Annotated in this window: 22 protein-coding genes; 10 read left to right on the forward strand and 12 right to left on the reverse strand. The window is 66.7% G+C overall.

Annotation, left to right across the window (positions count from 1 at the left end):
• Positions 1–4 precede the first annotated feature (4 nt).
• The 6 genes from ACFFR3_RS12290 to ACFFR3_RS12315 all read left to right on the forward strand — a co-directional run bounded on the left by ACFFR3_RS12290 (position 5) and on the right by ACFFR3_RS12315 (position 5317).
• Complete coding sequence (locus tag ACFFR3_RS12290; protein ID WP_379483129.1) at positions 5–1165, forward strand: mandelate racemase/muconate lactonizing enzyme family protein; 1161 nt, start codon at positions 5–7, stop codon at positions 1163–1165.
• A 12-nt stretch (positions 1166–1177) separates the two neighbouring features.
• Positions 1178–1849, forward strand: a complete 672-nt coding sequence (locus ACFFR3_RS12295) for a GntR family transcriptional regulator (protein ID WP_345402586.1) — start codon at positions 1178–1180, stop codon at positions 1847–1849.
• A complete protein-coding gene (locus ACFFR3_RS12300) occupies positions 1836–3254 on the forward strand; it encodes an NAD-dependent succinate-semialdehyde dehydrogenase (protein ID WP_364376921.1) in 1419 nt (472 codons plus the stop codon). The genes ACFFR3_RS12295 and ACFFR3_RS12300 overlap by 14 nt, the downstream gene beginning before the upstream one ends.
• 11 nt (positions 3255–3265) lie before the next feature.
• Positions 3266–4282 (forward strand): DUF2804 domain-containing protein, encoded by a 1017-nt coding sequence (locus ACFFR3_RS12305; RefSeq protein ID WP_379483130.1) that lies wholly within the window; start codon positions 3266–3268, stop codon positions 4280–4282.
• A 99-nt stretch (positions 4283–4381) separates the two neighbouring features.
• Positions 4382–4615 (forward strand): hypothetical protein, encoded by a 234-nt coding sequence (locus ACFFR3_RS12310; protein ID WP_364376915.1) that lies wholly within the window; start codon positions 4382–4384, stop codon positions 4613–4615.
• Between the two features lie 165 nt (positions 4616–4780).
• Entirely contained in the window at positions 4781–5317 is a 537-nt protein-coding gene (locus ACFFR3_RS12315; protein ID WP_364376912.1) for a hypothetical protein, read from the forward strand.
• 46 nt (positions 5318–5363) lie between these two features.
• Here the strand turns inward: ACFFR3_RS12315 and ACFFR3_RS12320 are convergent, their stop codons facing one another.
• The 4 genes from ACFFR3_RS12320 to ACFFR3_RS12335 form a co-directional block, all read right to left on the reverse strand.
• Complete coding sequence (locus ACFFR3_RS12320) at positions 5364–5501, reverse strand: hypothetical protein (RefSeq protein ID WP_345402568.1); 138 nt, start codon at positions 5499–5501, stop codon at positions 5364–5366.
• Positions 5502–5852: 351 nt separating this feature from the next.
• Positions 5853–7061: an acyl-CoA dehydrogenase family protein gene (locus ACFFR3_RS12325; RefSeq protein WP_364376909.1), complete on the reverse strand. Its 1209-nt coding sequence runs from the start codon at positions 7059–7061 to the stop codon at positions 5853–5855.
• Between the two features lie 72 nt (positions 7062–7133).
• Positions 7134–8060, reverse strand: a complete 927-nt coding sequence (locus ACFFR3_RS12330; protein WP_364376906.1) for a glucosyl-3-phosphoglycerate synthase — start codon at positions 8058–8060, stop codon at positions 7134–7136.
• A gap of 220 nt (positions 8061–8280) precedes the next feature.
• On the reverse strand, positions 8281–8688 hold the full coding sequence (locus ACFFR3_RS12335) for a RidA family protein (protein WP_364376903.1): 408 nt from the start codon (positions 8686–8688) through the stop codon (positions 8281–8283).
• 99 nt (positions 8689–8787) lie between these two features.
• Here ACFFR3_RS12335 and ACFFR3_RS12340 point away from each other — a divergent pair, with 99 nt between their 5' ends.
• Positions 8788–9180: a winged helix-turn-helix transcriptional regulator gene (locus tag ACFFR3_RS12340; protein ID WP_345402562.1), complete on the forward strand. Its 393-nt coding sequence runs from the start codon at positions 8788–8790 to the stop codon at positions 9178–9180.
• A gap of 841 nt (positions 9181–10021) precedes the next feature.
• Here the strand turns inward: ACFFR3_RS12340 and ACFFR3_RS12345 are convergent.
• The 3 genes from ACFFR3_RS12345 to ACFFR3_RS50245 all read right to left on the reverse strand — a co-directional run bounded on the left by ACFFR3_RS12345 (position 10022) and on the right by ACFFR3_RS50245 (position 14998).
• Positions 10022–12055 carry a PKD domain-containing protein gene (locus ACFFR3_RS12345; protein WP_379483131.1) on the reverse strand — a complete coding sequence of 678 codons (2034 nt, stop codon included), beginning with the start codon at positions 12053–12055 and terminating at the stop codon, positions 10022–10024.
• 1333 nt (positions 12056–13388) lie between these two features.
• Positions 13389–14435 carry a DUF6461 domain-containing protein gene (locus ACFFR3_RS12350; protein WP_345402544.1) on the reverse strand — a complete coding sequence of 349 codons (1047 nt, stop codon included), beginning with the start codon at positions 14433–14435 and terminating at the stop codon, positions 13389–13391.
• A gap of 59 nt (positions 14436–14494) precedes the next feature.
• Positions 14495–14998 carry a NucA/NucB deoxyribonuclease domain-containing protein gene (locus ACFFR3_RS50245; RefSeq protein WP_446686040.1) on the reverse strand — a complete coding sequence of 168 codons (504 nt, stop codon included), beginning with the start codon at positions 14996–14998 and terminating at the stop codon, positions 14495–14497.
• Between the two features lie 145 nt (positions 14999–15143).
• Between ACFFR3_RS50245 and ACFFR3_RS12355 the strand changes: the two genes are divergently transcribed.
• Complete coding sequence (locus ACFFR3_RS12355; protein ID WP_345402541.1) at positions 15144–15620, forward strand: hypothetical protein; 477 nt, start codon at positions 15144–15146, stop codon at positions 15618–15620.
• A gap of 302 nt (positions 15621–15922) precedes the next feature.
• Here ACFFR3_RS12355 and ACFFR3_RS12360 read toward each other — a convergent pair whose 3' ends face one another.
• The 3 genes from ACFFR3_RS12360 to ACFFR3_RS12370 all read right to left on the reverse strand — a co-directional run bounded on the left by ACFFR3_RS12360 (position 15923) and on the right by ACFFR3_RS12370 (position 20348).
• Positions 15923–17731 carry a hypothetical protein gene (locus tag ACFFR3_RS12360; RefSeq protein WP_379483132.1) on the reverse strand — a complete coding sequence of 603 codons (1809 nt, stop codon included), beginning with the start codon at positions 17729–17731 and terminating at the stop codon, positions 15923–15925.
• A gap of 539 nt (positions 17732–18270) precedes the next feature.
• Complete coding sequence (locus ACFFR3_RS12365) at positions 18271–19029, reverse strand: hypothetical protein (RefSeq protein ID WP_379483133.1); 759 nt, start codon at positions 19027–19029, stop codon at positions 18271–18273.
• 278 nt (positions 19030–19307) lie between these two features.
• Entirely contained in the window at positions 19308–20348 is a 1041-nt protein-coding gene (locus ACFFR3_RS12370; protein ID WP_379483134.1) for a hypothetical protein, read from the reverse strand.
• Between the two features lie 16 nt (positions 20349–20364).
• On the opposite strand from ACFFR3_RS12370, the gene ACFFR3_RS12375 reads away from it, so the two are divergent.
• Positions 20365–20748 carry a hypothetical protein gene (locus ACFFR3_RS12375; protein ID WP_379483135.1) on the forward strand — a complete coding sequence of 128 codons (384 nt, stop codon included), beginning with the start codon at positions 20365–20367 and terminating at the stop codon, positions 20746–20748.
• On the opposite strand, the gene ACFFR3_RS12380 is transcribed toward ACFFR3_RS12375, so the two are convergent.
• Entirely contained in the window at positions 20712–21068 is a 357-nt protein-coding gene (locus tag ACFFR3_RS12380) for a site-specific integrase (RefSeq protein WP_379483136.1), read from the reverse strand. The genes ACFFR3_RS12375 and ACFFR3_RS12380 overlap by 37 nt on opposite strands.
• A gap of 164 nt (positions 21069–21232) precedes the next feature.
• On the reverse strand, positions 21233–21847 hold the full coding sequence (locus ACFFR3_RS12385; RefSeq protein ID WP_379483137.1) for a hypothetical protein: 615 nt from the start codon (positions 21845–21847) through the stop codon (positions 21233–21235).
• A 1392-nt stretch (positions 21848–23239) separates the two neighbouring features.
• Between ACFFR3_RS12385 and ACFFR3_RS12390 the strand changes: the two genes are divergently transcribed.
• Entirely contained in the window at positions 23240–25048 is a 1809-nt protein-coding gene (locus ACFFR3_RS12390) for a choice-of-anchor P domain-containing protein (RefSeq protein ID WP_379483379.1), read from the forward strand.
• Positions 25049–25101: the final 53 nt, after the last annotated feature.

The raw sequence follows: 25101 nt of genomic DNA on the forward strand, positions 1-25101 counted from the left end.
GCGAATGAAGATCACTGACGTGCGCGGGCGCGTCATCGAGATGCCCTATCCGCGGCCGTTCATCCCGTCCTGGGCGCCTGAGGGGGCGCACCGCGCGATGTCGGCGGTGATCGTCGAGGTCGAGACCGACGCGGGCGTGGTCGGCGTGGCGGGCGGCGACATGGGGCACGGCACCGGGCCGATGCTGCTGGAGGCGCTCAAGGGCTGGATCCGGCCGCAGCTCGTCGGCCTCGACGCCTTCGCCACCACCCACGTCGCCAACCGGCTGCGCTACGTCGCCGAGTACGTCTTCCCCCGCCCGTGGGTGGTGGGCGTCGCCGTGTGGGACGCCGTCGGCAAGGCGTGCGGGCAGCCGCTGTACAAGCTGTGGGGCGGGCACGCGGGCTCGGTCCGCGCGTACGCGAGCTTCGGCGAGGTGCGCGACCCCGCCCAGCGGGCCGAGGACGCCGTACGGGTGGCCGAGGAGGGCTTCCGCGGCATCAAGCTGCGCGTGCACTCCGCCACGATCGCCGAGGACGTGGCCCAGGTCGCCGCCGTACGCGAGGCGGTCGGGCCGGACGTGGCCATCATGGTGGACGCCAACCAGGCCGCCTCCCGCTGGCGCTACGCCCCCGACGGCAGCAGGCTCATCTGGGACTACGACCGGGCGCTCGCCACCGCCAAGGAGCTGGCCGGGCTAGGCGTGGCGTGGCTGGAGGAGCCGCTGCCGCGGCACGACTACCGGGCGCTGTGCGAGCTGACCGCCGCCTCGCCCATCCCGATCGCGGGCTGCGAGCACAACCGGGGCATCGGCCAGCTCGTACGGATGCTGGAGGACGGCTGCTTCGACATCTTCCAGCCCGACGCCAATGAGAGCGAGGAGATCGGCGCGCTGCGCGACTTCGGCGCGATGGCCGCGGCCCGGCAGCGCCGGGTGATCCCGCACGCGTGGGCCACCGGGCTGGGCGTGGCGGGCAATCTTCAGCTGTGCGCCTCGCTGCCGAACTGCGACTGGCTCGAATACCCCTACGATCCTCCCGTGATCGTGCCGCGGGTGTTCCACTCGATGCTGACCGAGCCGTTGCTGCCGGACCCCACCGGCGAGGTGAAGGTGCCCGACGGTCCCGGGCTGGGCGTCGAGCTGGACCGCGAGGCGATCGAGTCGCTGACCGTCCTGCAGGTCTGAAGGGCTGACATCATGGCCGAACCGCGTTCCCCTTTCCGCACCAAGGCCGACCTGGCAGTGGAGCACATCAAGCACCTGATCATGACGGGTGAGGCGCCTCCCGGAACGAAGATCATCACCCGGGTGGTGGCCGAGGCCGTCGGGATCAGCGAGACACCGGTACGCGAGGCCATCAAGCAGCTCTGCTCCGAGGAGTGGCTGGTCGAGCGGCCACACGTGGGCGCCGTGGTGGCCGCGTTCACAGTGGACAACGTCCGCGAGCTCTACAGCGTGCGGGCCGCGCTGACGGCGCTGGCGCTGAGGCTGAGCGGCGAGCCGCTGGCCGGTGAGCGGCTCGCCGCCGTGGACGACGTGCTCGCCCGCAGCGAGGTGGCCGTGCGCGAGGGCGACGTGGCCACGTTCGCGGCGCTCAACCGGCGTTTCCACTCGCTGCTGTGCGACACCGAGCACAGCAGGCTCACCCACCGCATGCTGCAGGGCCTGTGGGCGCGTACGGAGACCGCGCAGCGCGGCTTCCGGCTGGTGCCCTGGCGGCTGCCCGAGTCGCACCGCGAGCACGTCGCCATAAGGGACGCGCTGGTGGCCGGCGACCTCGACCGGGCCAGCGAGCTGCAGCACGATCACGAGATGGCGGCCATGCAAGCGCTGGTCGACAAGATGCAGGAGAACGATGCACGAGGCTGAGGCACTGATCGGCGGCACCTGGCACACCGACCCGGGCGGTGGGACGTTCACCGTCGCCGACCCCGCGACCGGCGAGCCGATCGCGCACGTCACCGACGGCGGCGCGGAGCTGACCCGTCGGGCGGTGGACGCCGCCGCGGCGGCGTTCCCCGGCTGGCGGGCGCTCGCCGCCGACGAGCGGGCCGAGCTGATGCGCCGCGCCGCCGCCGAGCTGGCCGCGCGGGCGGAGTCGATCGGCGCGACGATGACGTCGGAGCAGGGCAAGCCGCTCGCCGAGTCCGTCGCCGAGGTGCGTTCCGGCGCCGATCACCTGGTGTGGGCGGCAGAGGAGACCCGCCGTGTCTACGGGCAGACCGTGCCGGGCGCCGGTCCCGACAACCGGATCTGGCTGCTGCCCGAGCCCGTGGGCGTGGTGGCCGGCATCACGCCGTGGAACTTCCCCGTCTCGATGATCACCCGCAAGCTGGGGCCCGCGCTCGCCGCCGGCTGCACGGTCGTGCTCAAGCCGGCCGAGCTGACCCCCCTGTCGGCGATCGCCGTCGGCGAGGCGTTCACCGCGGCCGGGCTGCCCGCCGGGGTGTTCAACGTGGTGCCGACCTCGCGCCCGGCCGACTTCGCCGAGACCGTGATGGCCGACCCGCGCGTCCGCAAGGTCTCCTTCACCGGCTCGACCGAGGTCGGCCGCTACCTGATCAGGCAGAGCGCGCAGGACGTCAAGCGGCTGAGCGTCGAGCTGGGCGGGCACGCCCCCGTGCTGGTCTTCCCCGACGCCGACCCCGAGGCCGCCGCCGCGGCCGTCGCGCGCAGCAAGTTCCTCAACGCGGGTCAGGCGTGCACCTCGCCCAACCGCATCTACGTGCACCGCGACGTCGCCGCCCGCTTCACCGCCGCCCTGGTGAAGCGGGCCGAGGCCATCACGCCCGGCCTGGACATGGGGCCGCTGATCGACGCCCGCGCGCTGGCCAAGGTCGAGCGGCACGTCGAGGACGCGCTGGCCGCCGGTGCCCAGGCGGTGACCGGCGGGCGGCGGCTCGACCGTCCCGGCACCTTCTACCCGCCGACCGTGCTCACCGGGGTGCGCGACGACATGCTGATCTGCCGCGAGGAGACGTTCGGGCCCATCGCGCCCGTCCTCGAGTTCACCGGCGAGGACGACGTCGTCGCCCGCGCCAACGCCACCCCGTACGGGCTGACCGCCTACGTGTGGACCGCCGACCTGACCAGGACGCTGCGGGTCGCGGAGGCACTGGAGTTCGGCATGGTCACGGTCAACGGCGGGCCGGTCGCGCCGCCGCAGGCGCCGTTCGGCGGCATCAAGAACAGCGGGTACGGCCGGGAGGGCGGCAGCCTCGGCGTCTCCGACTACCTGGACTACAAGTACCTCAGCGTGGGGCTGGGGCGATGACGGGGAGCACCATGCAGACGACGAGTCCGCGCGCCGTACGCGAGCGGGAGATCACCGCCCGGGTGGACCTGTGCCGGCCCGACGGACGGCTCAACCCCGACGCCGTCGGCTGGAGCCGCACACCGCTGCACCGGGCCAACATCCGCGGCTGGGGCCGCACCATGCGCTGGGACTACTGGTGCGTGACCAGCCCCGAGATGGTGTTCGCGTTCAGCGCCAGCAGCCTCGACTACCTGGCCGGCGAGTCGGCCTTCTTCCTCGACCGGCGCACCGGCCGGCAGGTAGGTGCCCGGGGGCTGCTCGTGCCCGCGCACGGGGTGTCGTTCTCGCAGCGCAGCGGGGAGGGCAGCGTCCGCATCGGGGCCGGGGCCGTCCGCATCAACGTGGACGAGACGGCCGCCGGCACCCGCCTGCGGCTCCGCTCCGCCTCCCTGGAGGCCGACCTGCTCGTGCACCGGGTGCCGGGCCGCGAGAGCCTCTCGCTCGTGGTGCCGTGGTCGCCGCGCCGTTTCCAGTACACGGTCAAGGACGTGGGGCGGCCGGCCGAGGGCACCGTACGCGTGGAGGGGCGCACCCGTACCTTCTCGGCCGGCTCAGCCCTGGCCACCCTCGACCTCGGCCGCGGCCGCTGGCCCTCCCCCATCATCTGGAACTGGGGCGCCGCCGCCGGCCGCCCCGGCGGGCGCGACGTGGCCCTGCAGATCGGCGGCAAGTGGACGGACGGCACCGGCAGCGTCGAGAACGGCCTGTTCCTGGACGGCCGCCTGCACAAGATCAGCGAAGAGCTGGTGTGGCGCTACGACACGACGGACTGGCACGCGCCCTGGCACGTGACCGGCGACCGTGTGGACCTGTCGTTCACCCCGGAACACGTCCGCGAGTCCGACGTCCGCCGCGCCCTGTACATGCGCAGCCGCGAAGCCCAGGCCTTCGGCCACTACAAGGGGACGGTGGTGGCCGACGACGGGGAGACGGTGGAGATCGACGGTCTGTACGGCTGGGCCGAGGAGGTTTACCGCCGCTGGTGACCCTTTCGTCCGGTACGGCCGGCCGCGGACGCCCGGCGATCCGCGGCTTCAGCCGAGAAGCGCGCACCAGTATGGATATTCGGAAGCGTCGGGATCTCCATGATGATGGTGGCCGCCGGGGGCGGATCGTCGCGCGGCGGCATGTCCCCCGCGTTCGCCGGCCTCGACATGTTCTTCTCCCCGGCGTTCCCCCTGTGGAACGGGGAGATGTCGATCACCGAGCCGGCGGCGAAAGGCTGGCCACCTCCCACGGCGATGGAGGGATTCGGCGTCCTCGCCGCCGGACTGATCGTGAGCGTGGCAGGCGTGGTCATCCGGGGCTTCAGGAAATAACGCCACACTTGCCCGTCCATGCCCCGGAGCCGGAGGACGCCGGCCCGCCCGCCGCCCGATGGCTGGCTGCGGCCGGCGGCGCGGGACTCGTCTGGCTCGTTCGGGGGAGGGCGCGTCACCTCTACAGGTGATCCGTCCTCCTCGAGGACCGGAGAGGGTACGGCCATGGCGATCAAGCACCTCCATACGGCCCCGGCCACCAGCGACACCGAACGACCCGTCCCGCGCTGGGCGCTCCGGGCCGCGTACGCGCTGCCCTGGCTGCTGCTCCCCTCATGCCTGTGGAGGTTGCCGTTCGCCTTTCACTTCGACATGGGCCAGCTCAACGACACGCCCCCGTCGCCGTTGTGGATCACCATCCCGTACGTCTTCGGGCTCAGCGTGCTCACCGAGGCGGCGGCGCTGCTCTGCATCGGCCTGGTGCGGCGCTGGGGAGAGGTGGTCCCCGGCTGGATCCCGGCCATCGGCGGGCGACGCGTGCCGCCCATGGCGGCGGTCGTCCCCGCCACGGGAGGCGGGCTGCTCCTGGCCGCTCTCACCGTCTGGATGGCGCTCACGTGGGCCGGCGTCTCCGACCGCATCGCGTACGAGAACGGCTGGTGGGAGGTGCTGAGCATGGTGTGCCTCACCCCGATGGCGTTGTGGGGCCCGATCACGCTCGCCCTGGCCTGGGCCTATCACCGGCGCCGTGGCCCTGCCTGACCTCCTCCCGTTGTGCCTGGGGAGTGTGCGACGCGGCGTCCGGCCCTCAGCAGGTCACCGCATCGGGCGTGCCGGCCGGGGTCTTCGGCACGGAGCCGAGGAAACGGTAGGTTTCCGGCTCGAAGATCAGTTCGGCGCGCTGCCCTCCGTCCGGGCCCTGATACCTGATCGAGGCCCCGCGCACGCCGCTGTCTTCTCGGCTCCGCTTCGCGTGTGAAGGGGTCCCGAGCTGGAGCAGAAGGAAAAGCCCACCAGGTTCATGCGCCGCACCTGCAGAAGCACCTGGGATGCCTATCTCTCAAGCACTGACGCGACGGCCGGCCGGCTGGAGCCCGCGGGGCCAGGTGGTCCCTTGCGATCAACCGCACCGCCGGTGAGGCGTTCACCGTCATGCCGGTCAACGCGTGATGAAGTCGACCGGCCGTCCGTGACCCCCGACGGCGCCGATCGCCGGCTCCAGCAGTGTGGCAGACCGCGGTCCGTCTGATCGCCGAGCAGAGTGTCCTGGTCGTAGCCACTCTGACGTGCGAACTTGTCAGCGGACGGGCAAGCCGGTTACCGCGCGGCCGATGATGAGGCGCTGGATCTCCGACGTGCCCTCGAAGATGGTGTAGATCTTGGCGTCGCGGTGGAAGCGTTCCACCGGGTGTTCCCGGGTGTAACCCGCGCCGCCCAGGATCTGGATGGCCTGTTCCGTCACCCAGACCGCCGTCTCTCCCGCCACCAGTTTCGACATCGAGCCTTCGGCCTGTTCGAAGGGGCGGGCGTTACGGGCCATCCAGGCGGCGCGCCAGGTGAGCAGGCGCGCCACGTCGACGCGGGTGGCCATGTCGGCGAGGAGGAAGGCGATGGCCTGGTTCTCGCCGATCCTGCGGCCGAACTGGGTGCGTTCGCGGGCGTAGTCCCTGGCGTACTCGAAGGCGGCGCGGGCGATGCCGACCGCCATGGCGGCGACCACGGGGCGGGTGGTCTCGAAGGTGCGCATCGCGGCCTGCTCGCCGGCCCGCTCCCCCTTCCGTACGCGCGCCAGCCGCGCCTCCAGCTTCTCCTCGCCCCCGACCAGGCACGAGGCGGGCACCCGTACGTCCTCCAGGACGACCTCGGCCGTGTGCGAGGCGCGGATGCCGTGCTTGCGGAACTTCTGTCCCATGGACAATCCGGGCGTGCCGGGCGGGATGATGAAGGACGCCTGGCCGCGGGTGCCGAGCGAGGGGTCCACGGAGGCCACGACGACGTGGACGTTCGCGATGCCGCCGTTGGTGGCCCAGGTCTTGACGCCGTTCAGCACCCAGTCGCCGCCGTCGCGGACGGCGCGCGTACGGATGGCGCCGACGTCTGAGCCGGCGTCCGGCTCGGAGGCGCAGAACGCGCCGAGCTTGACGTCGTTCTCGGTGCCGAACATCTGCGGCAGCCACTCCCCCACCTGCTCGGGGGTGCCGTTGGAGGCGAGGGCGGCGGCGGCCAGGCCGGTGCCGGTGATCGACAGGCCGATGCCGGCGTCGCCCCAGAACAGCTCCTCGAACGCCACGGGCAGCGCCAGCCCGCTCTCCTCGAACCACTGGGTGGCGAAGAAGTCGAGCGAGTACAGACCGACCTTGGCGGCCTCCTGGATCACCGGCCATGGGGTTTCTTCGCGTTCGTCCCATTCGGCGCCGGCGGGGCGGATCACGTCCCGGGCGAAGGCGTGCACCCAGTCGCGGACCTCCTTGACGTCGTCGCTGAGCTCCGGGCAGAAACCCGCCATGTGCCGCACCTCTCGAACCGCGTCGCCGTTACCGGAGGTAACACCTTACCGGCGAGTAGGGTCACGCGGCCATCAGGCGGACACGGTGATCATGGGTGGGCGTTCGCCGATGCCGATGTCGCGGACGAGCACCTCGTGCCCCTCCGGCCCCCTCCTGAACTGGGAGAGCCGCAAGGACGGCGCGGCGGCCGCGGTGATGCGGCCCTGGCGTTCCAGCCGTGACCAGGCGGCGAGCATGATCTGGGACGACATCCGCCCCAGCGCCTCGGTGCACTGCGGCGCGTGCTCGCGCGAGCCCAGGTCCACCTGCGCGAACCCGTCGAGCCCGGCCAGCTCCAGCAGGTCGATGAGCAGGCCCAGCTCCACGGCGTACCCGGTGAGGAAGGGGACGCGTTCGAGCGCGGAGCGGCGGCCCGCGTACTCCCCGGCCAGGGGCTGGACGAAACCGGCGAGTTCCGGCCAGTGCAGGTTGATGAGGGGGCGGGCGACCAGCTCCGTGACGCGGCCGCCGCCGTTGGGGGTGCCGTGCAGCGGGCGGTCATAGCACCCTTTCGTGTACATGACGCTCGGGTCCGCGAGGAGCGGCCCCAAGACTCCGAGGATGAATGATGCACGGAAATTCCGGATATCGGCGTCGGCGAAGACGAGCACGTCCCCCGACGTGACCGCCAGCGACTTCCACAGCGCCTCCCCCTTGCCGTCCATCGGCTTGAGCTGCGGCAGGATCTCGTCCTGAGCGTGCACCCTGGCTCCGGCCCGGGCGGCCACCCGGGCGGTGTCGTCGGTCGAACGCGAGTCGATGACCACGAGCTCGTCCACGAGCGGAGCCAGCTCCCGCCGGATCACTCCGACGATCTCTCCCACGGTCTCCCGCTCGTCGCGGGCCGGGAGCACCACGCTGACCGTGGTCTCCCCCTTGGCGGCCACCAGGTCCCGGACCGGCCAGTCCCCGGCGGACGAAGTGCGGCGTCGCAACCATCCGTGCACTTCAGGAAGCATGCGACCCCTCCCTCCGTATCCCAATTAATCAGCGTAAGCGAAGTGCCGATCCGGCCTCTGGATCTGTCGCCCTCCCAGGTCAAGCCGGCTTGAAGGGATCCGCGGGCCGGGCAACGCCGCCACAAAGGGACAGCCGGAAGCGGGACAAGCTTTCCGGGCGTCAGGAATAGCATTCACCGGTGGTGGTGGTGACCCGTCCGACGAGGGGACGGGCCTTCGGTCAGTCGAGGACGGCGATCGCCTCCACCTCCACCAGATGCTCCGGTACGTGCAGGGCCGCCACCCCCAGCAACGTGGCCGGCGGCGCCGCCGTCACCCCCAGCCCCGCCATGGCCCGCGACACCCCCTCCATGAACAGCGGCATCTGCTCGGGACTCCAGCCCGCGACGTACACGGTCAGCTTCGTCACGTCCTCGAACGTGGCCCCGGCCCCCGCCAGAGCAGTGGCGACGTTGCGGTAGCACTGCTCGACCTGCGCCGCGAGATCCCCCGCGCCCACGGTCTTCCCTTCGGCGTCCCAGGCGACCTGACCGGCGATGAAGACGAGCCGCGACCCGGACGCGACCGCGACCTGCCGGTAGGCGGGCGACTCGATCAGCCCGTCCGGGTTCAGCAATGTGACGGCCATGACTTTCTCCTCGATTCAGCTCTCTTGTGGTTACTGAGGAACTGTAGGAGAGTGTCCCCTGACGTGGAAGAACGCACTTTTCCGTGACTGGGGCACCAAATGGTGAGCAAGCAGTTCGACGGCCCGGCAGCGGCTGATCTGCGCCGGGCCGACTCCCTGGCGCGCGAGATCTTCTCGGACGTCGCCAACAAATGGGCCCTGCTGATCATCGAGGCACTCGGCGACCGCACCCTGCGCTTCAGCGAGCTGCGCACGCAGGTCCAGGGCATCAGCCACAAGATGCTCACCCAGAACCTGCGCATGCTGGAACGCAACGGCCTGGTCGAACGGCGCGTGTACCCGACGGTGCCGCCACGCGTCGAGTACACCCTGACGGAGGCGGGACGCGGCCTGCAGGCGACGGTGGACGCCATGTGCGACTGGACGCAGCGCTTCCTCAACCACATCGAGTCCGCCCGCACCCACTTCGACAACCCAGAACGGCTCTCCTGAAGCGGGTGCCGCAGGTTCGAACCCTGCCGGGGGCCCTCACCTAGATCGTCATATATGGTTTCTGACCTGCGGTTTCACAGCCGCAGGTCTTTGCTTGCCGACCTTGATAGGCGCCAGTGGTGCCCGCACGCAGCCGTAAGATCATGATCAGGGGACGAACACAGGATGATCTTGATGTCGTTTCCCCAGGCCAGACCCTGATTCTGAGCTATTCCGGCCTCCGGCAACCCGCTATGACCGCCCGGGCATGGGTCTTCTGGAGCCAGGAACGTACGTGGTGGACCCTGGAAACGGCCGGCCACCCTGCGGCCCGAGCCGGAAGAGCGTCGCGTCCGGCTGCAGATGTACTGCATCACCGGACCCCCGGACAGGATCGGGATCGCGCCGGGTGACGTCCGGGGAACCGTCTTCATCCCAGAGCGGTTGGGCGGGTGCTGTCGTGGCTGGGACGGCCGGCACGGTTCGAACCTCGCGTGCGCGGAGTGCGGCTGCCCGGCGGCCAGTCGCGTCGACGACTGCGGGTTCTGGCAGGTCCTCGTCGGAGGCACCGACCTACAGGGCGGTCCGCACGTACTCCTCGGCCGCTGCCACGAGCCGCGGCCGGAACGCGTCGGCTGTGCCGGTGATGACCGCCGCGCGGCCCCGGCGCAGCTCGCCCAGGCCCTCGTCGCAGTTGTTGGCAGCCGCGCAGCACGGTGTGCAGGTTGATGCCGAGGGAGGCGGCAACGTTGCGCGCCGAGGGGAGCCTGTCGCCGGGGGCCGCCTGGCCGCTCGCCAATAGACTCCTGGATGGCAACCAACTGCGGGGCGCGCACGGGCTTGCCCGTGCGCGCCCTATGGATCAGTGGTGGACCTGGACGCTGCCCGAGGTGATCGCCTGCGGTTCCGCCTGGTCCAGGTCGTAGGAGGTGCCCCGGTTGCTGTCGTAGACCAGGTTGTTCCCCGGCACGGGGCCGTCGGACGACCGCCAGACGACCATGCGCAGTTTGTCCGGATCGTCGTAGCCGTACAGGACGAACCCGTACCCGCTGTCGCCCCCGACCTTGGCGGTGCCCTTCACGGCTGCCTTACCGTCCGGGGTCACCACCAGCCACTCCAGGCCAGTGGCGTCGAGGTCCAGGTCGCTGCCGGCAAGCCCGAAGCTCACCTTGCCGCCTCCCGGCACCGGGCCATCGTCATGTGGCTTGTACTTCGGGTTGAACTGGAAGGATCCCTTCCCAGTGTGGGCCGGGTCCTCGCTCAGCGCGCCGGCGGGGGACTGGATGGTGGAGCCCGCGGTGACGAACCCGGCGTCCGGGTCGTACACCACCACCATCACCTCGGCGTTGTCGCTCGCGCCGTCGTCATCCGTCACTGTCACGTCAATCGTGTACATGCCGGGATGCTCGAACGTGTGCGGGCGGTCGCACGAGCCGGAGATAGGCGCGTAGCTTTCCTGTGCACCGTCGTCCCACGTCACCTTGCACGTGTGGGTGTCGTTCGCGCCGGAGTCGGTGAAGGAGGCCGCCAGGTCCACCTGCGTTCCCGCCCGATACACCGCCCAGGGCGCGGGGTCGTCGAGCGTCAGCACCGGCGGGGCGTTCTCCACGGTGACCGTGGCGGTGGCGGAGACCGGGTCGTTGACGCCGTCATCGGCCGAGAGTCTCACCGTGTAGGTGCCGTCGTCAGTGCAGGTCATAGTGGTCCGAGCCTGGTGAACGTCGGAGATCTGGCAGGTCGCCCCCGCGTCCACTCCCGAGGCCGCCTGATAACTCCAGCTCACTGAGGGAGCGCCGTGGTCGTCGTCCGCCGCGCCCCGCAGGGCGATGGCCGCCCCCTCGTCACCCGAGATGTCGGCTCCGGCGGTGACGAACGGCGGGGTGTCCACCGGCACCGGATCCTCGTTGGCGGGCGGCTCGCCGGGCTCGGGCTGCACCGGCACGTCGTCCCGGAAGGTGAGCGTGCCGAACACCATCCGGTGGTCCGAGCAAGGATGGTGGAAGAACGGGAAGGTCGGGCAGTCTCCCGGCTCGATCACCTCGCCGCTCAGCGTGGGCGAGAAATGGTCTCGGTCCCCGAAGATATAGTCGATCTTCGTGTTATGGGAGTCCGTCGGCCGGTTCGCGGGATGGTCGACATCCAGGTATTCGCCCTGGCCGCCTTGTTCGGGCGCGTACACGCCTTGCAGGAACTCCGGAGTGGTGTTGAAGTCTCCGCCCAGCACGACCGGATAGGGGCTGTCGGCGAATTCCTGGACCAGTGCCTGGGCCTGTGCTCGCGCGAGTTCTTCCGGCTGTGGTTCCAGGTGGACGGAGCAGGCCTGAACCACCTGGCCGAGCGTCGAGGCGAACGATACGACCATGCAGGCGGCGGCTCTGCCCGTCTCCTCCTGGGAGATCGAGCCGTCATCGTTGCTGAAGTAGATGTTGCGGCGGTCCCACACACCGTCGGCGTTCACGGCGATGAGGGCGGGCCCGGATTCGCCGATGCTTCCGCTGTCCGCGCCGCAGAGCGGGTCGAACCCCGTGGTGTCGGTGAACTGCACCTGGGCGTCGCCGAAGTTATTGGCAAGCTGCTGGCGCGCGTACTTGGCCTGAAGCCAGCAGGACTCGTTCATGCTGATCAGGCGCGGCTGCTTGCCGGCCGCGACCTCGAGCAGGCGCCTGACGACCTGCATCGTGCCCTCGTTGTCAGGCTCATTGGGGTCTTGCAGCAGCGAGAAGGAGTTTCCGGCAATGTTCCACTGCAAGACACGCAGTTCCGTAGCCGCGTGTGCCGGAACGGCGAGGGCGAAAATCGTGGCGGCGAGGGTGAGGAGCAGAGCGCTCGCCGTCAGTACGGCACGGCGTAACGCCCGGGTGGGTAAGAGCAACAAGCTTCCGCTCGGGTTTCGCATGGATCTCCCCTGGTAGGCCCTCGGAATCCACCGGATCGCTTCACCGCCGATACTGTTGAGGATCCAGGACGACGTTGCGACATGGGATTCTGTGCTCGAGATCAGAACACATCAGAGCAGTGGTCAGCGCAAGACATGTCCCGACAGCGCATCCCCTTATGTCCGAGGATCGATGCCCTTGCATGTCCACGCCCGCTACGGCAAAACAAAGAGCCAGCCGCCTTCGGAGTCGACAGGCCCGCTCATATGAGGGAGGGGTCAAATGCGTACAGGAGCACCAGGCGGACCTGCTCTTCGTCCATCGATAAGTCCGAGGATCACTACTCCCCCACCACGCTCTACCACGACCGGGCGATCGATTTCCGCTTCGGTTGGGGTCTAAACCGCCTGCGCCTAAACCACCTGCGCCCGCCCACGGGGTTCCATTACGCCAAGGCCACCGCAAACTGAGCCGACTGCAGCAGCACTAATTCCGCATGAACACCCGCATCTGAGGAGCGGGAACGCCTTGCGTGCCTCCTGCCACATTCAGGGGCTTCGACCAGGCCAAACATCCGTCGGGGGTAAGCGTCGGAAGGTCCTCGCCGAGGAGTCCAACAGACGTCGAGCAGCAACCGCATATCGTCCGTTTATAGATATATTGGACTAGTAATGACTCGAGCTCTCCTAAAGCGGGTGCCGCAGGTTCGAGTCCTGCCGGGGGCACTCACCTAGATCGCCATATATGGCCCCTGACCTGCGGTTTCACAGCCGCAGGTCTTTCGTTTGATCACCCTCGATAGGCAGCGGGCAGTGCCCGTACGCAGCCGTACGACCATGATCAGGGGACATACGGGGGATGATCTTGGGGGTATTCCCCCAGGTCAACCCCTGATTCCGGGTCATCCACGCAGCGACAACCCACTACGGGCGCCTCCGCGCCGCGGGCGACGCAACCGTCGATCGTGCCAAATACGTGCGTACAACCCGGAACGGCAACCGGCCATCGCCATCGAGGGCGTCGTCGCTCCCCTGGGCAACGCCTTGGCCGCGGACCATCGCCCATCTACGAGGGCATCGTCGGCAGTCTCCTCACTGAGGACGCCGGCACGCTGGGGGAGCGCGTCCAGGAACGATGGAGCGAACCGTTCGTCGTGGAGGCTCTGTCAGCGGTCCGCTCGATGGAGGACTGGGCCGAGGCCACCCGGCGCATCGACTATCACTTCGGCACCGGACGAGGTCCGTCGCCGCATCGACCGCCGCCCGGCTCACACCCTGAGCGACGGGACAAGTGATCAGAAGCACATCGCGTCGATGACCAGCCCTGCCGCTTGCCACCAGCTCTGACGCGCATTCAGGGCGCGGTGCGGCCGATGCGCTGCAGGCACCGCTTCATGATGACGATGACGGCTTTCTGATCGTCGGTGAGATGTCCCATGTAGGCGCGGCCCGCGACCGCGTCCGCGGATGCGGCGAGGTCGTCTCCCAGCGCGTCCAGCAGCACCTTCACGGCCGCACGGCGCGGCGTCCAGTCCGGGCCGGGTTCACGTGAGACCTCCTCGCGCAACAGGGCCACCTGGCGGCGAACCTCCCACCGCCGAGTGGCATCGTCGTCGCCGCGCAGGAACTCCAGCGCCTCATCCACTGCCGGGTGCGACAGCTGCGAACCCTGCACCACCGCCTCCGTCATCAGATAGCGGATGGAAGCCACCTTGCCAGGCGACAGATCATCGAGGATGGCCCGTACGTCGGGCCGGTCCAGGACTCGGTGGTCGCGTAACTGATCGGGAACGATGTCGGCGGGCAGCGGCGTTTCGACGAGCAGGCGCGTGAGACCGCCGTCCAGCAGCCACTCCTCCGTGAGGCGGGCACCGGTGATGTGCTCCGCCGCCAGAAGCGTGGCGACTTGGAGCCCGATGACATCATCGGTGCCGACCGCGTCGATGACCGCGTCGATGACCGCGTCGGCGTCACCCGGAAGCCGGCCGGAGCCGGACGGGGAGGACGTCAGCCGGACGGCGAGCAGCCGCCCGGCGGCGGCGTAGCTGAGCCGGTCGTACCGGCCTCCGTCGAGCAGCACGTTCACCACCCGCCCCCGGGCCGACAACGCCTTCAGCACTTCGGGCCGTGCGCCCTGGCACCCGTTCGGTTCGACGACCAGCATCCAGTCACCGATCGTCCCGGCCACCAGAATGGGCAGGAGGCCGGGAATGTCCGCGTTGTACTGCTCGAGCTGGGCGTCCTCGAAGCTCATCGACTCGGCCGCGGCGAGGTCGGCGCCGAAAGCCCGCGCCACGTCGTCCAGCCCCGATACCTCGCACCAGGTCAGACAGGTCGGATCGGAGAACGAGAACCACTCAGAGACGAGCCCCTCGTAATGGGCAAAGTCGTCTTCCCTCATGCCGCGGTCTCCATCGTGGGGGGCCGGCGGGCGTCCTGGAACGCCCGCCGGCTCAGCGCTTACTGCCCGTCATAGATCTTCACATAGAACGTGTCTCCAGGGAGCACTTTGTACCGCATCCAGAAGATGCTCTGAGTCGAATCGGCCGTGCAGCTCGCGCATTCCGGGATCAGCTTGACCGAGAAGTCAAAGTCGTCATTGGCCGCCCCTTCCAACGTGCTGGCGAAAGGATACTCGTCGCAGTGTTCCTTGTTGGCCTCGTACCATTTGGGGCCGAAACGCTCCGCGCACGTCCTGCCGACGACCCGCCTGATCTCGTGTTCGACGTCGCCCGCGTTCTTCCCGGGCCAGGCCCGGGTGAGAGGCGTCGGTCTCAGCGGGTTCTGTGCGATCCTGTCGGAGCTTCCGGGTATCCGCTCCCCGGAAGTGGGACGGGCACCTTGCGGCCCGTATGACCGCTGCTTTCCGCAGTCGGACACCAGACAGCGCGCGAGTCTGTCCCGATCAGCAGGCCCACGATGACCTCGTCGACACCCTGCTTGGATTAGCTGTACGCCTGGCACCGACCGAATGGGGCCGCCATTAGCATGTCGCTCTGCGATGCGCGAGCGGATCTCTCCTCTATCGAAGCTCGCTATGGACGGGGCGAATGGGATGTACGAGCGTAGTTTGCTCGGATAAGGTCCGATCGTGCGCCATGGTGCGTCTTTGAAGGTAGTGGCCGCGATATTGGCCTGTCTCGCGGCCTTAACGAGCTGCTCAGGAGAGCCGGAGCCGCCGCCGTTGGCGGAGGCGGCTAGAACACTGGTGAGCGACGGGGACGCCGTGGTGTCCTCGTTGAAAGACCGCGTTACGGGACTGACGCAGGAGCGGGCGGACGGTCCAGACAGAATCTCCGCCTGTGGAACCGACATGCAGCGACGTTCCTACGTGGCTAAGGCCAGCTTCGTGGATGCGACCAAGGAGAACCCGTCTAGCCTTGTAGGGATACTGAAGGGCGAACTTTTCAGTAGGGGCTATCACGACGAGATCGTGGACAATCTCGACCTGCGGGAAGACAAGACGAGTGTGGCCGTATTGGTCAATCCGGAGGCCGGGTTGACCTACATACTCTTCACGCGCCTTGATTCGGCACCTAACGTTGTGATCGTCGGCAAGACCGAGTGCTACCCCCGCGGCGGCTGACTGCGATCACAGCGCGTCGGGCACGTGCGCAGCCGCCTCTCGGAGCTGAGCGGCTCGGTGACGGAGAGCCTTGGCCGTCGCCAAGCATGAGCTTTCAAGATCGTCCATCTCGCGCTTGAGCCGAACAGCATCTGCGAGGTAGCGGTCCGCAGCCGTTCCTTTCCAAAAGGAGTCGCTCTCGCCTGGCCGCGACGGTACTCCGTCGAAAGTGCCTGCGAGCCTGGCGGCGTAGTCGGTGAATTTTGAGGCGAGCATCTCCCTCTCCGCTGCCTCGCGAAGCAGTTGTTCCCTTGTAGGCACGGTCAACCACCTCTCAACACGAGGGCATTGGTCAAAGCACCGGCCAGCCGACCCATCGCCGCATCTCGCAACGTGGCGTGCTCATCCGATGACAGAGGACCGTGCCCAGCCGCCTCGAGTGACTCGATCATCACATCTACCTGCAAGTTCGTTAACCTGCTGGCAACGTCCCCTGCTTCATCTGGCGTCTTCGCGTCCAAGTAGTCTGTGATGATCTTCTTCAATCTTTCTTTCATTTCGTCGAGCAGTTTTGCTTTGCCTGTTCCAGCGATTCTACCTACTGGCGGTAGGAACTGGTCGGCGTAGTCGACCGGCATCAAGATCGTGCCGGCAAGCCAATCCGCGTATTCGTCGTCGCTCCACTCTGCGTACGTTGATCCAGACATCAACAGACTGGAGATCCCTCCCGCCCTGGCCGCATAGTTGTAGAACGCCGCCGAACTGTAACTGTCGCGAGCGCTAGGGGAAAACTGGCCCATGTCCATGCTCTCGATGTACTCTCTGGCTGACTTCGTCAATATGTCGGCTGCGGTCCGGTCCTGCATCAACGCGCCGAAGAATCGGGCGCTGGAAGCTGGGTCGAGCGTGTTCCAAGGAGCTCGGGCGGCTAAATAGGGAGGCGGTAGCGGTGGGTGCAACGCCTTATCGGCAACCGCCTGCTTGTAGGCATCCCGCGCCCTCTTGTCCGCCTCACCCCTCGCAAGTGCGTCGAGTATAGGTCCCATGTTCCTAGCCAGAGCGCGACTGATCGGGGAATCGGGGAAAGTGCCAAGACCGCCGCCGAGCCAGGAAGAATCCTTGCCGCCGACGATGTTGATGACGTTCAACCAGGCACGTTCACGCACATCATCCGCCCCGAACCCCGGCTTGAGGGCTCCATCTAACGCTTGTGCCAGCGCTTCCTGATAAGCAGGGACACCGCTTGACTTAATGGTGTAGGCGTCAAGCAGCGTCGCGCCTTCCTTCGGGTGCTCGACGAGGAACCGCTGAAACACCTCGGGACTCGCCGCGAATGCTTTGGCCAGGTTGTACAGGTTCCGGTTGGGATCTGTGGGGAATGAGTCCGAGCTCGGCGGTCGGTTCAGCAGATTGGTCGCCACACGGGTGAGGAAGGTACTCGACTGCGGGGTCAACGTGACCAGGGCCGTCAGGATGTCCGACGGTGCGGTCTCGACGAGTTCTTTCCACTCCGGGCCGAGCCGGCCAGATCCCTCGGCGCTCGCGAAGGCTTTCGCAAGGAGGCCCGGTGAACCGTCGCGCGCCCGCTCACCCGCCGCTGTACTCAGTCCTCGGCGATCCCCAGGGGCTTGCGTGTTCATCCAGTCGCGGAACAGCTTCTGCAAAGCCTTAGGGCCAAGCGCAGATAACAACGCCGCAGCGTAGGCCGGATCATCGACACGGCCTTTCAGCGCCTCCGCTGCCTTCTCCACCTGGGTCCAACTCTCCCTGGTGAGGAACTCATCGTGCCGTTTGAGTGCCCCAAGGATCGTCGCAGCGTCCTTCTTGGCCGTCTGCTCCGCCTCCGTCCGGCTGTCGAAGGGCAGTGTGGCGGTCAATATGCCCTTCTGCTGTGTCGGCACCAGTCGTTTGAGAGTGTCGATACGCCACTTGAGGTCTTGCTGCGACTCGTGGAAGAACGCCCACGTGCGGTGCATCGCGGTTACGCCCCCGCGGCCCGCCCAGTCGGCACCGGCGTCGGAGATCGCCGCTTCGAGCCCTGGCCGCGTCCTGCCGAGGATGTCCTTCCCCTTCTCCATCTGGCGGATCAGCTTGTCCGCGCCGAGGGGATCGATCCCGACAAACTCCCCCATAAACCCTCCCAGAGGGTGTGCCTACCAAGCTGAAGTCAAGCACGCCTGATATGCCGGGTAAACGCGTTATGCGATCTCATTAACGACATGAACCCCTAGTCCGCAGTTGCGCGTACAAGTCGCAGGCGGAATGCCAACGCCTACACAACGGTGGATCGCTTATGGAAGTCCGCGTTCAGGTTCTCATCCGCCGCTTCACGGCTGCCTCGTCAGCAGCGACTGATGAGTATGAGCCGATGCCCTGCTGCAACTGTTCACCATCCGCGCTGAGGTTGATTGCCAGCCGAACCTCACAGGAAGGTCGTAAACACCTCGCCTGCATCAATAGTGATCGCTTTTATGTTTTGCTCAAGGAGCACAGAATCGAAGTCGCTATGACGATCTACCAGGTGTAGGACGTGGCGGCCATATGGAGATCCTGCGGTTGCTGTGTGACTGCTATCTGGGCGGCCGCCCATAACGTAGCGCCGCGCACTGGCGAACATGCGCGGAGTGGTGCCGAGCAGGCGGGTGGTCCTGTCGAGGTTGCTGGAGCGGTGTCAACCGGGCAGCCGTTCACCCTCCAGTCTGTTCTCTTTGGGCCAACGACCCGGCACACACTCGCCGAGTTCATAGTCCGCGCAGTATTCGTCGATGCGAACTATATGCAGAGTCCTGACATAGTCCTTCTGCAGTAGCCGGCGAAGAAGGCCAGGGTTCGCTTCCTTTACGAGATAGCCAGCTATCTTCCCGGCACGAGCGGTTTCCCTGAGCCGTTCGAGACGGAGACCGAAGTGACTTAGAGCATCCCCGTCGGACGGGCTCAAGGCGGATACCCACGAACGAAAATCGTTGGTAATCCGCTCGCTGTCGCCATAGCAGTCTCCGCAGAAGGTAGTGAATCCGTCCCAGTACACGGGAGGTTCGCCTTTTGCGGAAGCGAAGATCACCTTGTTGAGCGACAGATATCCTTTACGCCGAACATCGGCCACGGTCAGAGGTTCCCTGAGTTCGACAACGACAGTTATTACCTTGGTCTGGCCTGCCTGTTTCAACTGCTCATCCACGGCACCCTTGTCGACAAGCTCATCCGTGCCGCCTTGGCCGAGGGACCCGAATGTAGTGCGGAGTTCGACTGCTTGCCGGGATCGTGAAGCAAGTGAATTGAGAAGGGCTCTCTCCGGCACCGCCGTGCGGTCTTCGGGGGCGGAGTAGTAAATGCGGCCCGAAAACTCGTCCTGGCGTATAGCGAGAGCGGCCGTGCGGCCAGACTTCGACTCGGGCTCCCAATTCGCTACTATCCTCAATTCGATGGCCATCTCCTTTGGACGGCGTCCCCAGAGGGGCTCTCCTAAGGTCACTGCGTACTCGGGATGAGTGGCCCGAAAAGCATTAGCCATCACGTAGCCGAAGTGATCGATTTCCGTGTAAGTAATATTTCGACGCTGATACTCATCATTACCGCGAACAGTAGTGCACGCGACAAGCAGAGTCATGAGTAAGCCCATCAATGCCATAATACGAACTGTCACGACCATCCACTCGGTGTGGCCGAAGCCCAGGAGGGGTGACTCGAACCCCTCCTGGACTTCGACGATTAACTACTTCTGATGCAATTATGCGTCGCGAGATCAGGGAGCTTTCCGTCGGCTCGAGCCCAGTCGCAGCGGATCGTGATCTTGTCAACCTCCTGTATATCTTTGACCTTGTTGGAATTGTAGAACTTGAAGGTGAGCCTTCCTGTCAACTCGCTGCGGTAGGCGAGTATGCCAAACTTTCCCGCAAGGTCCTCGCACTCACCCATTCCCGTATCGGGATCGAAGGTTACCGGCTTGTTCGCATAGCCGTGGGCCCAATTGCGCTTCACCGAGTGGCAGATGTCCTTCGTCTCAGCCGAAGACGTATAGCTTCCGCTCAAGCCTCCGGTCCCTTGACTTCCTTCGAAGCCTATCGTGAAACCGATACTGTTCGTGGTCGTCAGCTTTACCACCTTGAAGCAGCTGTTGAACGAAATTGACGCTCTGGAATTCTTCACGATGTACTTGGCGAGATCAGTTGTCCAACTCGCTTTCGGCGCGTTTGGGCCAGTGCCCCAAGTGCGGCCCCGCGGAAAGAATTTCATGGCATTCCTGACGGGACTGATTGGCCACTGAAGCTGATAACAAGGATTCTCGCATCTAGCGGGCGGGTCCCAGTGTGAAGCGGTGGCGATGCCCACATTCCAGTCCTTCTTGAGGGGCTGCAAGTCCCAGCCGTACTGCCAGAACTTGTCGTTGGCAGAAGGCGGCGGAACGCCAGCGACTCCAGCGAGTCGCTGTGCGTTCTTGCCCCCCTGATCGCTTGCCGCCTGCGCCGTCGTCGGATCGGTATCGTCCCAGAGATAGGAGACATCGAAGTCCCCGAAGTCTGTGCTCAGCAGTGTTCCGCGACGTCGACCGGTCCGTCTGGGAAGGGTTCCAGCTGGACGTTCCCATCTACCCGGAAGCAGAGGAATGAGAAAAGGGTCGACCCTAGCCTGCGGGGCTGTCATCCTCATCGGCTTGGCAGCCTGTTCATCGCCTCCTCCTACGGACAGCCGCCCGCTCGGCAGCGCGACGGCACCTCCTGTGGAGTGTGGCCTGATCTCAAGCCAGGCCATTGGCCGGGCCATCGGATTGAGCGACTTCTACGCGAGCGGGTCCACCTCGGCGAGCGACTTCTCGCACTGCGTCGTCAGTAAATCACCGAGCATCACCGATAAAGCGCTGATGACCGTCGAGCTGCACGACCCGTACCCGTCAATCTTGCAGAGCCTGGAGAACGGCAAAGCCAGAGATAGTGGAGTGGCCCTGCCTGACGGCGTCGGCCCAGGTTACAGCGCGCCAGTAAAGGACACGAACGGGAACCTCGTCGGGGGCAAGGTCTTCGCCTGGACACCGGACGGCAGCAAAATGTTGGCCATCCAGATCGTCAAGGGAGCAGCGGGACGGGATCATCAAGCCGATGCCGTCGAGTTCGCCCGTCAGCTCCGCCCCCTTCTCCTGGCACCGGCCCCGTAACCGCACTGTCGGTAGAAAAGGTGGCGCGCCCGATTCTGGACGAGGAACTTGATCGGGTGGGCGGGAACAGTCGGTAACAAGTCGCAGCGATCCACGGGAGCCGGGACGCCGGCGTTCAGCCAGAGCGACACCACGGCGTGGCGGAGGTCGTACGGGCGAGCGGCCAGCGACGAGGCGACCTGAGCCGGAGTGAGGGCGAGTTTGCGGGCTTCCTGCCAGACGTACGAGTGCGCTGAGCTGGAGTAGGTGCCGCCGGTTCCGGTGCTGAAGATCCTCCCGTCCTCGGCGGTGCCGAACGCCGCGACGTGCTCGCGCAGCATGGCCACCAGGACGGGCGGGATCGGGATCTCGCGCGTCTCCTTGTCCGCGCGATGCCTAAGACTGCGGGACTCGTGAGTCTGCCCCGAGTCGGTGCAGCGCTTCGTAGCCTGCGGGCGCGCCCTCTCCAGAACTGGGCTTGATCCGGTTTGACGGACATCCGAGATCAGGGGTTCGCCCCCGGGAGGATGTCCATGATAGAGAGCATGGCTGCGGCGAGATCACGCCGCCCTGTGGTGTCCCGGTGGCCTCGCGCCGCGCCTACCCATCGGCGGCCAGCACCCCGCTGCGCAGAATCTGCCGCAGCAGTGACAGCACCGGCCGATCGCAGATGCGTTGCCATGTCGGCCTCGAAGACCGGCTCGAGCACGATCTTCAATGCCGCCTGCACGATGCGGTCACGAACTGCGGGGATCGACAACGGCCGTATCTCGCCGCTGCCCTGCTTCGGGATGAGCACCCGCTGCGCGGGCAACGGCCGATAACGCCGCTGCCGCACCTGTTCAGCCAACTCGCCGAGCAGCCGGTCGATGCCGTACTCCTCGACCTCGGCCAGGGTGGTCTTGTCGATGCCCGGCGCGCCGTTGTTCCGGCGCACCGCCACCCACGCACGCCGCAACACGTCTCTGCGGAAGACCTTGTCGAACAGCGCGTGGAACCGACGCCCGGGATCGGCCTTGGCCGCCCGGTAGAGCGCATGCTGCAGGGCACGGACCGGATCACGCGGAACCCGTGGATCCCGTGATCCCAAAGCGGCGGGACTAGCCTGGCCGGCACTCACCGGGTCCCTCCCTGTCAGTCGCTGCGCATCGACGAAGCAGCGGCCCTTCCCATCGCCGCCGGTTGTGTTGTCCGGCCGGCTGATAGCGGTACTACGGCCCGCCTCCGACGCCCACCCGGCACACGTCCACTTCCCGAGACCATCGGTTATAGGACGCGACGCTCCGGCAACACGATCATCCGCAGGTTGCCGGGCCGGGGAGGGCCTCCCAGTTCCCGCCGCCACTATCGGTGCGTTCCGCGCCCCATACGCCGGGGAGTCCCTTACGGCTGCGCTTCCAGGCTCTTCACCGCGTCCACGGCCTTCGCCCCGATTTCGAGAGGCTCGGCACTCCCTCGTCCCACCCCGACGGGGGCGGGCTGAGTAACGACGCCGCAGGCTTCGCTTCATGCTACGGACCGCACCGTCGCTCCCCCTTACAGGGCTTTTGACGCTGGGCTTCGACCCCGCCCGTTTCCGGACGAAGCCGCCAGCCTGCTACCGGGCCTCCTGGCGGCTACCCGGACCGGACCTCCACCGGCAAGCGACGACGAGCTTACGAACAAAAGATCAGCCGCTATGCCACGGCTTCACCTCCTGCCCTGCCGGGCGCACGCAAAAGCCTCACTGCTGGAGTACGAGCCTTCGGTCGTCGTGCGGAAGAGCCTGCCGTCGTCTGCCACGCCGTACGCCGCAATGTGCTTGCGCAGATTGGCCACCAGCACCGGCGGGATCGGTACCTCGCGGGTCTCCTTGTCTGCCCGGTGCTTGAGCGGGCGGTGACTCGTGGGTCCGGCCGTTGTCGGTCCAGCCCTTCGTCCCTTGGGGACGCGCCCGTTCCAGCACGATCAGCCCCCATCCGGACGTGGCCAGGGTGCAGTTGTGCTCGCGCAGGTCCGGTCGCAGCCGCTGCCCCGATTCATGCAGCAAAAGGCGCAGTCAAGAGCGCGAGACCGTATTTTCGTGCGGGACACAGTCCGGAGGAACCGAAAACGGCCGCCCTTTGAAGGCGACAATCTGAGAATTATTCATTTCATCGGGCACACCCAAAGGATCTTGGCGAAGCTCACTTCTCGTGGGAGTCTCCCATCGGCAAGGAGTGGCCGACTGCGGCCACCCGGGGGACTTTCCGTAAGTGTCCTATTTACAACGATTCGCCAACCAGTCACCCTATGACCGTGGCCACACCTCGCCTCGTTGATCACGGCCGGCGCTGAAAAGTCACCGAGGGTGTCAACCAATGCGACATCGTATCCTGTCGCGCCAATACGTGAGGAGAGGGCATTCCGTATGACGTAGTCACAGGAATTCTGCACGGCCAGCGATCCCAAAATCCGTTATGGCATAACGCCACACAGAAGGAATCACACCGTGAGAATGACGCGACGATTAAAGGCTGCCGTGTGCGTGGCGATGGCCGGTGCAATGCTGGTGGCCGGGGCAGGGACGGCGTCCGCCGATCCTGGGGTCACCCCGGCGGACGTGACGCTGAACCTGGACCCGGGCGAATCGACGAAGATCGACAAGACCGTCTCGACTCCGGTGATCCCACCCAAACCGGATATAACCTTCCTGATCGACACGACAGGGAGCATGGGCGGGGTCATCTCGAACGTGCAGACCAATGCGAACGCGATCCTGTCCAACGTGGCTTCGGCGCAGCCGGACGCGCAGTTCGCGGTCGCCGAGTACAAGGACGTGGCGGACGCGACGTCGTTCCGGGTGGCGCAGAACCTCACCGACGACGACACCGACGTCACCAACGGTCTCAACTCGCTGGTCGCGTCGGGCGGCGGCGACTTCCCCGAGGACGGCATCAATGGCCTGTTCGAGGTCGCGTCCGGGGCTGTCGACTTCAGGCCGAACAGCTCTCGGATCGTGCTGCTGATCGGGGACGCCCCCAGCCATGATCCCAGCGACGGCCATACGCTGGCGGACGCGATCAGCGCCCTGCAGGCAGCCGACATCACCGTGCTCGCGTTCGACCTGGCCGGGATGGACTCGACCGGGCAAGCGACCGCGATCACCAACGCCACGGGTGGACAGCTGTTCTCCGGCATCGACTCCTCGGAGGTCAGCGACACCATCCTGGCGGCCCTGAGCAACCTGCCGGTCACGGTCACCCACCAGTTGCGCGACTGCGACCCGAACCTGTCGGTGTCCCTGACCCCGGACAGCCGGACGGTGACCAGCGGCGAAGATGCCGCCTTCACCGAGACCGTCTCCATCGGCGCCGGAGCCGTACCGGGAAGCACCATCACCTGCAAGGTGGACTTCCTGCTCAACGGCGTCCTGTCACTAGGCTTCACTGAAACGATCACCGAACACGTCCCGAAGGCGACTCCGTCGATCGCCACGACGCCATCGGACACGGTGCCCGCGGGCGGAAAGGTCTCCGATACCGCGACCCTGTCCGGCGGGTACCACCCGACAGGCACCGTCACGTTCCAGCTGTTCGCGCCCGGTGACACCGACTGTGCGGAGCCGATCGAGACTCGTACAGGGACGGTGTCCGGCACCGGCACCGCCGCATCCGGCGACGTGACCATCGGCGCGGCCGGCACCTACCGGTGGACCGCCACCTACAGCGGCGACGCCCACAACAACTCTGTGACCTCACCGTGCGGCGACGAAGAAGTCATCGTCACGCCGCAGCAGCTCACCGGACGGGCCTACGGCCTGGCCGCTGACGCCTCTCTGGCCGGCATCCAATTGGTCAACATCGCGCCCACCCCAGACACCGGCCACATCTCCACCACCTCAACCGAAACCACCTCGGTGCCCTGCACCGCCACCCTCAGCGGACTGATCACCGGGCACGCTCTGTGCGCCCAGGTCGCCACCACGGCATTCCCCGGCAAGTCCGTGGCCACCGCCTCCATCGACGACACCACCATCGGGATCACCGGCATTCCCGTGATCACCGTCAAGACCATCAACTCCAGCTCCACCACCACCTGCGCTGGATCCAGCGGAACCACCACGATCGCCTTCCTCAAGGTCGGCAACACGGTGGTCATCGCAGAACCTACCGAGATCGCACCCAACACCACCGTCAACGTCGGCGTCGTCAAGCTCGTCCTCAACGAGCAGATCCCCTTCACCACCCCCGACGCAGGCCTGACCGTCAACGCCGTCCACCTCACCGTCAACGCCCTCGGCCTGGCCAAGACCAACGTCGTCCTGGCCTCCTCCGAAAGCGATATCGGCAACTGCCCATAACCAACCCACCTGACCAAACCCCGGGACCGGGCGGGGCACCATAGCTCCGCCCG

The sequence above is a fragment of the Nonomuraea salmonea genome (genome assembly GCF_042428605.1).
In the GTDB taxonomy this organism is placed as follows: domain Bacteria; phylum Actinomycetota; class Actinomycetes; order Streptosporangiales; family Streptosporangiaceae; genus Nonomuraea; species Nonomuraea salmonea.